The 13,852-nt window shown below is 37.2% G+C and carries 10 protein-coding genes; 5 read left to right on the forward strand and 5 right to left on the reverse strand.

Translation table 11 applies throughout. The annotated features are described in order from the left end of the window. Nucleotides 1–115: 115 nt before the first annotated feature. Nucleotides 116–727 (forward strand): 30S ribosomal protein S4, encoded by a 612-nt coding sequence (gene rpsD, locus E0E02_RS02710; protein WP_004233633.1) that lies wholly within the window; start codon nucleotides 116–118, stop codon nucleotides 725–727. Between the two features lie 95 nt (nucleotides 728–822). Here the strand turns inward: rpsD and E0E02_RS02715 are convergent, their stop codons facing one another. Beyond that, on the reverse strand, nucleotides 823–1,359 hold the full coding sequence (locus E0E02_RS02715) for a TetR-like C-terminal domain-containing protein (RefSeq protein WP_039696208.1): 537 nt from the start codon (nucleotides 1,357–1,359) through the stop codon (nucleotides 823–825). Between the two features lie 131 nt (nucleotides 1,360–1,490). Between E0E02_RS02715 and E0E02_RS02720 the strand changes: the two genes are divergently transcribed. Further along, the gene (locus tag E0E02_RS02720) at nucleotides 1,491–4,331 is read left to right on the forward strand and encodes a YhgE/Pip domain-containing protein (protein ID WP_133017778.1); all 2,841 of its coding nucleotides are present in this window, start codon (nucleotides 1,491–1,493) and stop codon (nucleotides 4,329–4,331) included. A 151-nt stretch (nucleotides 4,332–4,482) separates the two neighbouring features. Beyond that, nucleotides 4,483–4,836 (forward strand): DUF1304 domain-containing protein, encoded by a 354-nt coding sequence (locus E0E02_RS02725; protein ID WP_074965511.1) that lies wholly within the window; start codon nucleotides 4,483–4,485, stop codon nucleotides 4,834–4,836. Nucleotides 4,837–4,872: 36 nt separating this feature from the next. Here E0E02_RS02725 and E0E02_RS02730 read toward each other — a convergent pair whose 3' ends face one another. From E0E02_RS02730 to E0E02_RS02745, 4 genes are all read right to left on the reverse strand, one after another. Continuing rightward, nucleotides 4,873–5,781 (reverse strand): DUF4097 family beta strand repeat-containing protein, encoded by a 909-nt coding sequence (locus E0E02_RS02730; protein ID WP_133017779.1) that lies wholly within the window; start codon nucleotides 5,779–5,781, stop codon nucleotides 4,873–4,875. Beyond that, nucleotides 5,778–6,362: a DUF1700 domain-containing protein gene (locus tag E0E02_RS02735; RefSeq protein WP_074603159.1), complete on the reverse strand. Its 585-nt coding sequence runs from the start codon at nucleotides 6,360–6,362 to the stop codon at nucleotides 5,778–5,780. Before E0E02_RS02735 ends, E0E02_RS02730 begins: the two co-directional genes overlap by 4 nt. Next, a complete protein-coding gene (locus E0E02_RS02740; protein ID WP_133017780.1) occupies nucleotides 6,349–6,675 on the reverse strand; it encodes a PadR family transcriptional regulator in 327 nt (108 codons plus the stop codon). The genes E0E02_RS02735 and E0E02_RS02740 overlap by 14 nt, the downstream gene beginning before the upstream one ends. Nucleotides 6,676–6,834: 159 nt before the next feature. Beyond that, the gene (locus E0E02_RS02745; protein WP_133017781.1) at nucleotides 6,835–7,410 is read right to left on the reverse strand and encodes a TetR/AcrR family transcriptional regulator; all 576 of its coding nucleotides are present in this window, start codon (nucleotides 7,408–7,410) and stop codon (nucleotides 6,835–6,837) included. Between the two features lie 453 nt (nucleotides 7,411–7,863). Here E0E02_RS02745 and E0E02_RS02750 point away from each other — a divergent pair, with 453 nt between their 5' ends. Together E0E02_RS02750 and E0E02_RS02755 are read left to right on the forward strand one after the other, a co-directional pair. After that, nucleotides 7,864–12,267 (forward strand): SpaA isopeptide-forming pilin-related protein, encoded by a 4,404-nt coding sequence (locus tag E0E02_RS02750; protein WP_133017782.1) that lies wholly within the window; start codon nucleotides 7,864–7,866, stop codon nucleotides 12,265–12,267. 64 nt (nucleotides 12,268–12,331) lie between these two features. Next, complete coding sequence (locus E0E02_RS02755) at nucleotides 12,332–13,765, forward strand: isopeptide-forming domain-containing fimbrial protein (RefSeq protein ID WP_133017808.1); 1,434 nt, start codon at nucleotides 12,332–12,334, stop codon at nucleotides 13,763–13,765. The last annotated feature ends 87 nt before the right edge of the window (nucleotides 13,766–13,852 follow it).

Below are 13,852 nucleotides of genomic sequence, written 5' to 3' on the forward strand. Positions count from 1 at the left end.
TTCTAGAAGTCGGAAAAGTAATCTTGGCTGTTTAGATGAAAGTCACCTGCACGAATCAGGATTCTCTAAATTGTTATTTCCTACAAAATTTTTATTTTATAGGAGGACATTTTAAATGTCACGTTATACAGGTCCATCATGGAAACAATCTCGTCGCCTTGGCTTGTCTCTTACAGGTACAGGTAAAGAATTAGCACGTCGTAACTACGTGCCAGGTCAACACGGTCCTAACAACCGTAGCAAACTTTCTGAATACGGTTTGCAATTGGCTGAAAAACAAAAACTTCGTTTCACTTACGGTGTAGGTGAAAAACAATTCCGTAACTTGTTCGTACAAGCTACTAAAGTTAAAGGTGGAACTCTTGGTTTCAACTTTATGGTTCTTTTGGAACGTCGTCTTGACAACGTTGTTTACCGTCTAGGTCTTGCAACTACTCGTCGTCAAGCTCGTCAATTCGTTAACCACGGTCACATCCTTGTTGATGGTAAACGTGTTGATATCCCTTCATACCGCGTAACTCCAGGTCAAGTTATCTCAGTTCGCGAAAAATCAGCTAAAGTACCTGCTATCCTTGAAGCTGTTGAAGCTACTCTTGGACGTCCAGCATTCGTATCATTCGACGCTGAAAAACTTGAAGGTTCATTGACTCGTCTTCCAGAACGCGACGAAATCAACCCAGAAATCAACGAAGCTCTTATCGTTGAATACTACAACAAAATGCTTTAATTCACTGTTTATTGAAGTATTTAAAACCACGGTTTTTCCGTGGTTTTTTTGTTTTCTCATTGAATATAAAAAAGCCACCTTTATGGTGGTTTTTGTTAAAGCGGCAAAAGTTTTAGGATGAGATTAGTCATTTGGCGTGGTGATTCTTTTTTACCTTTAGCAATCCAGGATTGGCAAAGGCCGAAAAAGGCATAGGCGAAGTAAATACTGCTGTATTCTCTCTCAACAGGACTTAATTCATCACGGCCAAAACGGTCTTGTAAATCAGTATTAATGAAAATACGTACTTTATTAATGATAAAAGCTTGGAATTCACGAGTTCCGTTAGCTGAAATCAAGGCAGATAAGAGCTGCTCACGTTTTAGAAATTCAAAAATTTCCAAAAAGGCTTGAGCTTTATTGCCTTCGTGCTTTTCAAAAATGTATTCAACCTGATTAAAGAGCGTTTGTTGGCAAGAATCAATCAACTCAAATTTATCCTTGTAATGAGTGTAGAAGCTAGAACGGCTAATACCAGCTTCTTTAGCCAACTTAATCGTTGTAATATCATCAAAACTTTCTGTTTTTAGGAGGCTAACCATAGCTTCTTGAATAGCCCTCTTAGTGTTTGCTTTGCGGTTGTCATGTGCCATAAACAATTTCTTTTGAACACTTTTAGACAGAGTGTCCAAAATCTCCTTCTTTTGTCTTGAAATTATTTCATATCCTTGTATAATATATTTTATCATAATTTTTGAACAGTGTGTCTAAATTAGGAGAAAATATGTTAGAAGAATTAAAAGCACTTATTAAAAGTCCCAAACTTTGGGTAACAATGATTGGGGTTGCGCTTGTTCCAGCTCTTTATAACTTGTCATTCTTAGGCTCTATGTGGGATCCTTATGGAAATGTAGAGAATTTGCCAGTGGCAGTTGTCAATGAGGATAAGTCAGCAACGCTAAATGATAAAACTTTAAAAATCGGCGATGACATGGTAGACAGCATGTCTAAAAATAAAGCTCTTGATTATCATTTTGTCAGCCAGAAAAAAGCTGATAAAGGTTTAAAAGATGGCGATTACTACATGGTTATCACATTACCAGAAGATTTGTCAGAGAAAGCCTCTAGCTTATTAACGGATAATCCGAAGAAATTAAACATTAAGTATCAAACAACAGCTGGTCGTAGTGTGGTTGCCTCAAAAATGAGTGAATCAGCAATGACTAAGCTTAAAGATAGCGTTTCAGAAAATATCATAAAGACTTATACAAAAGCTGTCTTCAAGAGCATGACAGACTTGCAAGATGGTTTGAAAAAGGCTAGCGATGGTGGTAATCAATTAGTTGATGGTAGTCAAAAACTTGAATCAGGTAGCCAAACTATTACTGATAACCTTAATAAAGCCGCATCAGGAAGCCAACAACTTGCTGATGGTTCAACAACACTTGTCAATGGCCTAGGTGAGTACACAGACGGTGTAGGACAATTAGCACCTGGTCTTGATAAACTCTCCGGAGGTGTGTCAGCATACACAAATGGTGTAGGACAATTATCAGCTGGTTTACCAGAGTTACTAGCTGGTGCTAATAAATTATCAGCAGGTGTGTCAGAGTATACCACTGTTGAAGGCCAAGTCGCTAAGGGAATGCCTCAATTGACGCAAGGTTTTAATGTGTATGCAGGCGGTGTTAATCAGGCATCGGTTGGTATGAATGCTTTGTCAGGAGGTTTGACAGCCTATACAAATGGTGTCTCAAAAATCTCAGCAGTTCAATCAGCCTTTGAAACAGCAGTAACATCATATACAGATGGTGTAAGTCAGCTTTCAGCTGGTTTGACTCAATTAAATGCTAAATCTAAAGACTTAACTGATGGTATTAATCAATTACAAACAGAAAGTAGCAATAATCTAGATCAATTAATCGCAGGTGCGACTAACCTAAATAACGGCTTACAAGCCATTCAAAATGAACTAAATAATACAAGCTTGCCAGACACTTCACAATTACAAGCAAATCTTAATAATCTAAATCAACTTGGACAAAATTTGTCTGCGATGAGTTCAGCGATTTCATCCATTAATAGTTCAGACTTGGCAGCAGTACAGTCAACGTCTGTTTACCAAGGTCTTAGCCCAGAACAACAAGCTGAAATTGATGCTGCTATCACTAATAGTACTGGTGCAACAACTGCCAATAATTTAACAAGTCAAATTTCAGGTATTCAAACACAGCTTGCCTCACTTCAAGATTTATCAGCACAATTAACGAATTTATCAGCTCTTCTTGATAAAGTAGCTACCTTAAAAGCTAATGCTTCAACTGCTAGTGCAGGAAGTCAACAATTAGTAAATGGTTTGACACAATTTAAAGCTGGTTTCTCAGACACAGCACTTTCAGCCTATGCTTCAGGTGTTTCTAACTATACAGCAGCTGTGGAACAATTAACTACAGGAGCTAACCAAATAGTTGGTAATAATGGACCGTTACTATCTGTGGCCTCTCAATTGAGCTCAGGTAGCGATGCACTTGTTTCTAATAATGCTCAATTAATTGCTGGTGCTAGTGCTTTACAATCTGGATTAGGACAACTAGTTGCTAATAGCCCTCAATTAAGTAATGGTCTTGCTCAAGCAGAATTTGCAACAACAGCTTTGGCTACGAAAAATGAAGAATTAGTGAGCGGTGGTAAGGCAGTAGCTGGCGGTGTTAAAAAAGCAACAGATGGCGCTAACCAACTCGATTCTAAAAGTGATGAGTTAAGAAGCGGTACTAAGAAAGCAGCTGATGTTGCTAACAAGTTAGCTTCAAACAATGATAAGCTAAATAGTGGTGCTAAGAAATTACAATCAGGAGCACAAGAATTGGCTGCTGGTTCAAGCAAATTGGCTACTGGTAGTGGTACATTGACAAACGGATTGACAACATTGACAGATGGCTTGACAACATTGACAAGTTCATTATCTGATGCTAGTCATCAATTATCATTAGTTTCAGTAGATAGTAAGAATGCGAAAATGGTTTCTGCTCCGGTATCTACAGCTGCTAAAGATAAAGATAGCGTGAAAACAAATGGTATCGGTATGGCGCCTTACATGATTGCTGTATCACTTATGGTTGTCGCTCTTTCAACAAATGTTATCTTTGCAGATTCATTATCAGGTCGTCCTGTTAAGAATCGCTTTGAGTGGGCAAAACAAAAATTGTTCATCAATGGTTTGATTTCAACAGCAGGTTCAGTAATTCTTTACGCTGCTATTCAATTCCTCGGATTTGAAGCTAACTACGGTTGGCAAACACTACTCTTCATTATTTTGAGTGGTTGGACATTGATGGCTCTTGTAACAGCATTAGTCGGTTGGGATAATCGCTATGGTTCATTCGCTTCATTGATTATGTTGCTGTTGCAAGTGGGTTCTGCTGGTGGTTCATATCCAATTGAACTTAGTCCTAAGTTCTTCCAAGTCGTTCACCCATATATGCCAATGTCATACATTGTTACTGGATTACGTCAAACAATTTCAATGACATGCTCAAATGGCAAAGAAGTAGCTGTTCTAACTGGTTTCCTTCTTGCCTTCATGGTCTTAGGTCTTGTCATTTATAGAAAACAAGATGCAGAGTGATAGGTTTCCTATCCTCTGTTTTTTTGTAGGCAAATCATTTGAAGAATGTCTTAAGCTTTTGTATACTTAACAAAAGTTGATTAATTTAGAAACGTTTACGATGAGTTTACAGGTGTGTAAAATCTGTAGATTTTGAGAAAGAGGAGAAAATATGTCAATTATTACACTGATTTTAGCTGCTTTAGTAGCTTTGGAACATTTTTATATTATGTATTTAGAGACATTTGCGACACAGTCTAAAGCAACAGCGCGTGTCTTTAACATGTCAGAAGAAGAGCTGCAACGTGAATCTGTAACCAATCTATTTAAAAACCAAGGAATTTATAATGGTTTGATTGCTGTCTTTTTGCTTTACGGTATCTTTACAGGAAATGCAACTGTTGTGGTCATTTTCCTTTTGAATGTTGTTCTGGCAGCTCTTTATGGTAGTGTGACTGCTGATCGAAAAATTATTATTAAACAAGGTGGTTTAGCTATTTTAGCCTTGTTAACATTTTTATTTTAAGATATAAAAAAGGTGCCGTGTCGGCACCTTTTTAGTTTAATTAATAGTAATGTCACCGGTATTACCGTCAACTTTTAGGATGTTTTTGGTTGAAGGAATTAGGGAACTTGAGATATCACTGTCTCCCATACTGTGGCTTGATTGGACAGTAAGGTTTTTATCAGCTAAGGTGATGTCGATGTCGCCGGTTGAATTAGATAAGTTATTTATACCTTCAAATGAAATAGCATTGGCTGAAAAATCTCCGATTGAAAGGTTAATACTTGAGTCGGTTAATTTACCATTTTCAATATCAATATCACCTGTGTTAGTTGTTAGAGAGAAGTTGGTAAAATCAGAATCTTGGAAGTAAGCATCCCCAACAGAAAGAGTGCTTTTTCCTGATTTAAAGGTACAATTGGTAAAATCCAAATCTCCAGCGTTGAGTTCGACATTAGCGTAATTAGCATGGATATTTTTTACTTGGAGGTCACCAACTTTTAGGTTAGTTTTGATGGACTGAATATCTGTATTTTCGGGAACAGAGATGATAATGGTATGTTTATTGGTTACTGTCCCAGTTTTCGCTAGGTTAATAAGGTCAGCTAAACTGATAAGGTTAATGGAAGATCTGTGGTTACCATTCCAGCTGCCTGTTTGTTTAACAGCTAATGTCCCATCTTTAGTGACTTGGTAGGAAACAGGAAGTTTTTTACTGTCAGAGTAGGAGATAAAAGGCTTGTCAATGTTTTCTTTTGTGATTGTGACATCAAAAGCTGTTGCATTGATATCAATTTTATCAAATGGTTCAAGTGATGCTTTATGATGTTTGATTTTAGCTTTCACTTCGTATTTTTGGTTGAGTTTTGTTAAACCTCCAGTAGCTAGACCAATTCCAGCTAGCCCGGCTCCGGCTAAACTAGCTCCAATCCCGATACCTAAAACAATTTTTGTCCACTTTTTCATGATTTTCTCCTTTTACTTGCCGCTTTTTGAATTAATTTGCTGATACTTTTTACTGCGAATTTCCCAACAGCACCAGCAGCTAAAAGAGCTAGTAGTGCTAATCCGAGTGATAGAAGTCCTAAGCCAACTCCCAAGGCTGTCGTTGATGGGGCGATACTGAGGTAAGACCAACTGTCAACCAACATGTAAACGCCAGATGTTAAAAGGGCAACTCCTAGAGCTAGTACCATGGCTATAATGGCAATCCCAATCGCCAAAATGGTAATAATAACCATAAGTAGCGCCAAAATGAGTGGTAGGGCAACTGGGCTAGCTAGAATAGCTAAGATAGCAATCCAGATAATGACAGCTCTGTTTTTAGGGGATTTTTCATCCTCAACGATTTTTTCATCGAGTAATCGACTGATAATATCATGAGCTGCATCTTTTGGTGCTCCAAGTTCAGCAATAACTTCTTCTTCGTTTTCAGGACCAGCTTCATCGAAATATTCTCTGAAATAGTCCATTGCTTCCAGATAATCCTCTTTTGGCAATTTTTTGAGGTATTTATCTAGTTTTGCCAAATACTCACTTTTCGTCATCCTCTAATCTCCCTTCAACAATGTCATCGATTTTTGTGATATACAATTGCCACTCACCCTTTAGAAAGGCGAGCTGTTGTTTACCGCTTTCTGTAGTGGTATAGTATTTACGTTTGCGACCTTGGTATTCTTGTTGGTAGGTGTCCAAATAGCCCGCCTTTTCTAGTTTTTTTAAGATGGGATAAAGTGTAGATTCCTTAATGTTGGCCACCTCTTTAATTGTGTGACTGATGGCATAGCCATAAGAATCTTCTTTATCAACGATAGCTAGAATAAGAAATTCAATAACCGTCGCAGAAGTTGGAAAATACATAGCAAATTCCTTTCCGACAATATATAAAATTTTTATATATAATTATTTTATATATAAACTATAAATTAGCTTAATCGAAAAGTCAAGCATAATATATAAAAATTTTATATATTATAAAAATATAGAGTGTAAAAAATCAAAAAGCTAGAGACTTAGTCTCTAGCTTTTTTGTGTTTCCATGGTGTAATAAGAATATAAAGGGGCTTTTGCTAAATTTAAAAAGTCTTTTTTAAATTCTTGGGGTGGCATAGGTGCTTCTTGAAGGAGCCAGGTTTTGATGATAACAACAATTTGTTCCACGATAATTTTGGTTAAGACGTCTTTGGGGAGATTAAAGGTTTCGCTTTGGGGACGAATGATGTCTATTGCCCACTCAGTGTAGGTAGATACGATGGTATCTTCAAATGGTTGGGTAATAGCAGCTGTGTGTAAGAGTCTTAAGTGTTCTCTTTTATCGTAGACAAAAGGTAGCAGGTTATCAGCAATATAATCCAAGGGATTGCCATCTTTTTCTTTATCATAATGACGACACCACTGGCGAATTTCCCAGATGATGTAGTCGTCGACATAAGTGATAATTTCATTAAAATTTCTAAAGTGTTTCTGATAAATCGCTTGTCTAGAAACACCAGCTTTTAATGCAATTTCAGAGATGGTAAAGTTTGTCTTTTGGGGAGTTTCTGCGACTAATTCGAAAAAGGCACCTATGATTTTTTCACGTGTGTATCTTGCCATAGTGTTTTCCTCCAATGATAGTTTGTATTTTACCATAAAACAAAAGAGTTTTTCTCATTATTAGAAAAGAAAGATAATTGCCTATTCTAGCTAATCTACACCTTGTAAACATTGATAAATTAACATTATGTCTATCTTTTTTCTAATTTTATTGTTTTTGGGTTTACGGAGTGTAAATAAAAAATGATAGCTTTTTGCTAGATATGAGGATAAAATTAATTCGAAAAAAAGGAGATCGGGTTAAAAAAGGCTGTCATATTAAGCCTAGGAGTTTGTTAGGAGTTATTAGAAACGAAAAAGGATTTGTTATCGGAATGAATAGGGTTTTAGTTACTCAAGAAATGAAAGGGTCCACAAAAACATTATTGATTTTCTTTATCAGGTTCCAGCTGGCTATTATCGCGTTTAGGAAGTATTGAATAACAAAGGATTTACAGTGAGAAAGGAGTTCTTATGAAAAGGCTGTGGGTCAACCTGACGGCACGAGTTAAGCGGAGGGTTCAAGAAAGTGTTATGGCAAAGATTGCTTTAGCATTATCAATTGTCCTTGTTTTTGGAACGACCTATGTTTTGATTTTACCTGCTTTGACAATCAGTATAGAGAATCATTCGGTGGTGATGCAAAGGACAGAAAGTGTTTCTGATGAGACTAGTCTATCTCAGCAGGAAAGTTCAGCAGAAAGCCTTCAAGTAGAAGGTTCAAATACTGAACAACAATTAAATGAGCAGCAAGATTCTGTAAATCAGCAGTTTTCTCAATCTGGACGTTTACAAGCAAGTGCTGATAATGTTGTGGTTACAGTAGATTTTACGGCAGGAACTTTTGCGGAGCCAGTCAGTTTAGAGGTTCAATCAGTAGGAACCACAGAGGAAATTAATCAAAGATTGTCGACCGTTTTACGTGAAACAAAGCAGAGCTTATCTAAGGCATTGTCATATGACATTTCTTTTAGAAATGCATCTGGTCAGGAGGTTGAACCTCAAAAAGAAGTCACTGTTTCCTTGCAGTTCAATGCTGCGATAACTAGTTCGAAGTTGCAAAGCAGCTGGAAGTTATATCATTTCATTGGTAATGATATCAACCATGTAGAAGATTTGACGCACGAAAGTGACACCAATATTGAGCAGGACAGTTCAGAAAATGTTAAAAGTATTGGCTTTAAGTCGGATTCCTTTTCTACGTATACCTTAGCTGAGGTAACTTATGCAGATTTTACAGAATACTTAACGGGTTATTCTTATGATGAAAAAACTGTTGAAGAAAATTTAGCAACAAAAGTTTTGACAGTTGATTTGGAATTGGATTACTCGATTTCTAAGGCTCATCTGGTTGCAGATAGGTATTACTATCTTGAATTGCCAAAAGGCTCGGCTATTGGGCAAGATATAAATCTTGGGACAGAATATATCGGCAAGGATACGAATCAAGTTGATGCTTATACTTATCGCTTTGTTTATGACGAAGTCACAGGAAAATATTATATCTTGATTGCTTTTATTGAGAGTTATGTCAATGATATTACCGATGGCACACAGTCAAAAGGTTGGATAAAATACGATGCGACCTATGGTAGTGACTATCAGCAAAATGATGGGAGTTATCAAGTGATTTATTCGGATGACCTTATCGTGACCATTCCAGAAAATGATATTAAAAAGAATTACGATTTAACAACATCTAAATCAGGTTCGGTTACTTACGATGGCGATACGCCTTACTTGACTTATACTGTTAAGGTTGATTCAAAATTTGGCACACCAAGTTCAATTGATATCAAAGATATTCTGAAAGCATCAGGTATTTCTCTGGCTGCTATTGATTCTGTTACTGTCAGTAAATCAACTTATGCTGGAAATAGTGGTAATGTTACTTCAACAGAAACTCTTCCATCTAAAGCTTATTCTTATGATTTTGATGTCTCAAATAAGACTTTGAACATGATGCTTCCACAGTTAATATCTGGGGGAACAGATTCAGCTGGTAATGTTATTGGGCACTTTTATACCATTACTTACCGTTATAAGATTTCTGGTTTAACAGCTGGTTCATCAGTTACGGCAAATAATATGGTGAGTGCAAGTTCGCAGACAGATACAAGTGATAAACAGTCACATACAAGTAGTTCTCAAGTAACTTTAGCTCTAAATCAACTTAATAAAAAAGGACAGTACAACGATTCTGATGGCACGATTACTTGGACGATTAGAGTCAATGAGGGGCAAAGTGATATTGCCGGTGCCGTGTTGATCGATGATATGTTAGCTTCAGCAGGTAACATAACAATTTCATCAGAAGCTGGAGCAACTATTGAGTACAAAAATGGAAAAATTTCAGGCATTCGATTTAGCGCCCTTTCGAACAATAACAATACGAACAGTTATACGATTACTTATACGACGCCTGTTGATCAGACAACAGCTGGTTGGGATGCTGGTAAGATAACGAATAAAGTTGTTTTAGATGATGATGGAAAAACGTTAACAACGACCGATCAAACGATTAAGGAAGCAGAGGTAACTCTTCCAGGAACAGGAGATATTACCAAAGAAGTGTCAGAGGTCATGGAGTTATCTGAACCAGGTGTCAGAGAAGTGGTTTGGGATGTTGAGATAAAAATGCCAAACTCAGGAGTGCTTAAAAAGGGGACAGTGTTTACAGATACATTGAAAGATCCGTGGAGTCCAAACGCTGATGTTCATTGGTACACTAAAGCGCAGTTGGAAGATCTTTACCACCGATTAGAAGAAGTTTTAGGAAAGAACAATTTTACATTAGAGGCACGTCAATCTTATTCTGATTATACGGATTACAGTCATTTAAGAGATAATGTTCACTATACAGAGTTTAAAGTGACTCTAAAAGCTGATAAAACATCTTCAAAGGATGTCATGATTCATTATAGATCAATGATTAGCCTGGAGAAGAGTTCTAATCAACGTTATGGTAATCACATCATATCAGGAACTCACAGTGTTAGTACGGAGTACAATTATAGTAAGGACTCTAACGTCGTCAAAACTGATGGCCATGGTAATTCTGGGACAACTAAAACGACAAGTGCAGACGGAACGGTTACTTGGATGGTCAAAGTTGAGTTAGATGATAGTGCTACAAGTATGGTAGTGACGGATACTTTGCCAGAAGGTATTAGCTTAACAGGTCTATCATATGGTCAACGCTGGGGACAAATTAAGGCTAATCTTGATAGCGGTAACTTGACACAAGGAAGTAACGGCTGGGGAACCTATAACATTGATTTAAACGGAACAGTTTCAAGTGATGGTGTGGTAACGCTAGATTTCACGACGACTGATGGCAAGAGTTTAAAGAACAACATTGGTGGGAACAGTGATTTTTGGATGACTTTTACAACTCACTATGATGATTTTACAGAAGGCAGTTCTAAGTTAGTTAAATCTCTCACAAATAATGTTTCTGTTACAGTCAATGGTGAGGATTATGGCTCAGATAATCAGACGCAAGAAGTAACGTTTAGTTCAGATGAGGGGAACTCTACAACGCCTGATGTTAAACCAATTGCTAAATCAGGTGAATGGGATAATGCCAAACGTCAGTTGACTTACAGCTTGTCAATCAATCTTCAAGCAGATGATTTAGTTGAAGGCTCAGACACGATAACTTTGACGGATGTTATGCATAATTGGTCAAATGTGATTTCTGAATATCTTATTCAAGATTCAGTGAAACTTTACTACACTGATGGTACTGAAGTTCCAGCCAGCGAATGGGCTTGGAAGATAAGTTCAACAGATGATGGGTGGGGCAATCATTATCACACCTTAGTGGTGACAATGAAAGATTCTAAGGCTTATATTCTTGATTACTCTTATCAATTAACAAAACCAAATGAAGATGCTGCCGCTTATTATTATCCTCACAATACGGCGACGCTTGAAGGCGTAGCAAATGGCTCAGATCACACCACAACGACAGTTCATTGGCAAAGAACGGGAACAAGTTCTGGATTTGATACTGAGAAAGCTTATATTATTAGCAAAGTTGATGCGGATAATTTTGGTTTAGATTTAGAAGGAGTAGTCTTTACTGTTTATAAATATGACGGTGACTCAGATGATAGTAACGATGAAATCGTGACGACTTATCAGACAAATGCCAAAGGTCTCATCTCTATTGTCTACTCTTCGGGTAACTATCAAGAAGATCAGATTTACTATGCTAAGGAGACACAAGCTCCGGCAGGATACGAGTTGCCAGATAATCCTTCTAAACACTATTTCTATTGGGATGAGGATGGTAGTTTTTCGGCTTTGCCGATAACCATTTCCAAATTAACCAATCTCTCAGAAAATAATGGTTCTGATTTTGTTGAAAATAAAAAAGCCAAGACTATTAATCTTACGGTTAAAAAGCAATGGTTCGATGCAGATGGTCAGGAAATAGGCAGTGCAGACGGTTCGATTGTATACGATGTGATACAAGTCGCAACAAAGGAAAATGGAGAAAGAACGGAGACATTTTATAAGTCTGGTGAGACTATGAGTCATTCAGATGATTGGACAAAAACTTACTCTAATTTACCATTAACAGATGCTCAAAAGACTGTTACTTATACTTACTATGTTCGAGAGCATGCAACTAGTGGATTTGACATTAGTTATGATAATGGAGCTCAAGCATCGGAAGAACCATCGACTCTTGCCTTGGCTTCAGATTCGGCTCTTATTGTTATGAAAAATACTGCGCAGAAACGATACGCTTTACCCAAAACGGGTGGTAAAGGTGATATTTGGTACTACGCTCTTGGAGCAATATGCATACTGATTGTTGTAGGGATGTTGATAGCATTTATATACGGCAAAGGTGGTGTTGCTTAACGAAGACGAGTAACTACCTTGAAGTAAATAAATATTTATATTGATTTAAAGGAAAGGACTTATGATGAAAAAGCTTAAATTATTTTTGGCAACCTTGCTAGCTCTTGTTTTTGCCTTTTCAGCAGGCAAAGTAAAAGCTTATGACATTACTGTTGATAACGCAGGTAGCGGTACTTATGAATCATACCGTATTTTTACAGGAACGTTATCAGAAGATGGAAAAACTCTTTCAAATATTAAATGGGGAGATGGCATTACAGAAGCAGGTCGAACTGCTTTACAAGAAAAATACAAAGTGAGTTCTGCTGCAGCTCTTGCTGAGGTGATTGGAGCAGAAGGCTTCTCAGCAACGCAGGCAGAAGAATTTGCGAAAGAGGCTGGTAAATACCTTCAAAATCCCGGCGGTTTAACAGGACTTACTGCTGGTTATTATCTTGTGCAAAATAAAACAGTTGGTAGTAATGAAGCCTACACTAACTATATCTTAGAAGTTGTTGGAAATGTTACTGTAACACCAAAGACTGATATTCCTACACTAGAGAAAAAGGTCAAAGATACAGATGATACTACGGGTGAAGTAACAGATTGGCAAGATTCTGCTGACTATGATTTTGATGATGACGTCCCATTTCAGTTGACAGCAACTTTACCAAGTAACTTTAACAGTTACGACAATTATTATTTTGAAATCTCAGATACACTTTCAAGTGGTTTGACATACAATAAAGATGCTAAAGTTTATCTTATAAATGGTAATCAAAAAGACGATGTTACAAAGAACTTTACTGTTGAAACTACTAATGAATTAAGTTTTAAGATTGATAATTTAAAAGCTATCTCAGGTGTTACAGCTTCATCTAAAATTGTGGTTGAATATACTGCCACACTTAATAAAAGTGCTGTTGTTGGTAAGGAAGGAAATCCAAATACGGCTAAATTAATTTATTCAAACAATCCAAATAGCCGAGGAACTGCTGGTAGCACGACAGAAACACCAGAAGACACGGTCATTGTCTTTACTTATAAAGTTGTTGTCAACAAAGTTGACGAAAATAGTAAACCTTTGGCAGGTGCTGGATTCACCCTTTTCAAAAAAGTGGTTGATGCTTGGAAGGAAGTTAAGACAATCTCAGCTGGTGAAGCAACAACATTTACTTTCTCAGGTCTTGACGATGGTGTTTACAAACTTTCAGAAACAACCACCCCAGATGGTTACAATAAAATTGATGATGTTGAATTCACAGTAACTGCAGAACATGATGTCTTATCAGACACCCCTGCATTGACATCTTTGTCTGGGAATGCTGCTAGTGGTGACATTACCTTTACTTCAGCTGTGACTGAAGGTTCATTGTCAACGGATGTTGTCAATAAGAAAGGGGCAACTCTTCCATCAACTGGTGGTAGAGGAACAGCACTTCTTTACGTGCTAGGTTCGGCACTTATTTTGGTTGCTGGTATCTTGTTAGTAACGAAAAAACGTATGGATACTAAGTAACGAATTGCTATAGGGAATCAATCGGCAAGGTTATTTATCAGCGTTAACACTTTACACCAAGGACTATTTTTGTAAAGTTCTTGTTTA

This window comes from Streptococcus sp. KCJ4932, from assembly GCF_004352745.1.
Taxonomy (GTDB): Bacteria; Bacillota; Bacilli; order Lactobacillales; family Streptococcaceae; genus Streptococcus; species Streptococcus ruminicola.

Excerpts from the sequence above, each read along its gene's own strand:
- E0E02_RS02735 (WP_074603159.1), bottom strand. The coding sequence starts at position 6,362 with ATGACGAAAAGTGAGTATTTGGCAAAACTAGATAAATACCTCAAAAAA.
- E0E02_RS02730 (WP_133017779.1), bottom strand. The coding sequence starts at position 5,781 with ATGAAAAAGTGGACAAAAATTGTTTTAGGTATCGGGATTGGAGCTAGT.
- E0E02_RS02725 (WP_074965511.1), top strand. The coding sequence starts at position 4,483 with ATGTCAATTATTACACTGATTTTAGCTGCTTTAGTAGCTTTGGAACAT.
- E0E02_RS02750 (WP_133017782.1), top strand. The coding sequence starts at position 7,864 with ATGAAAAGGCTGTGGGTCAACCTGACGGCACGAGTTAAGCGGAGGGTT.
- rpsD (WP_004233633.1), top strand. The coding sequence starts at position 116 with ATGTCACGTTATACAGGTCCATCATGGAAACAATCTCGTCGCCTTGGC.
- E0E02_RS02740 (WP_133017780.1), bottom strand. The coding sequence starts at position 6,675 with ATGTATTTTCCAACTTCTGCGACGGTTATTGAATTTCTTATTCTAGCT.
- E0E02_RS02755 (WP_133017808.1), top strand. The coding sequence starts at position 12,332 with ATGAAAAAGCTTAAATTATTTTTGGCAACCTTGCTAGCTCTTGTTTTT.
- E0E02_RS02715 (WP_039696208.1), bottom strand. The coding sequence starts at position 1,359 with ATGGCACATGACAACCGCAAAGCAAACACTAAGAGGGCTATTCAAGAA.
- E0E02_RS02720 (WP_133017778.1), top strand. The coding sequence starts at position 1,491 with ATGTTAGAAGAATTAAAAGCACTTATTAAAAGTCCCAAACTTTGGGTA.
- E0E02_RS02745 (WP_133017781.1), bottom strand. The coding sequence starts at position 7,410 with ATGGCAAGATACACACGTGAAAAAATCATAGGTGCCTTTTTCGAATTA.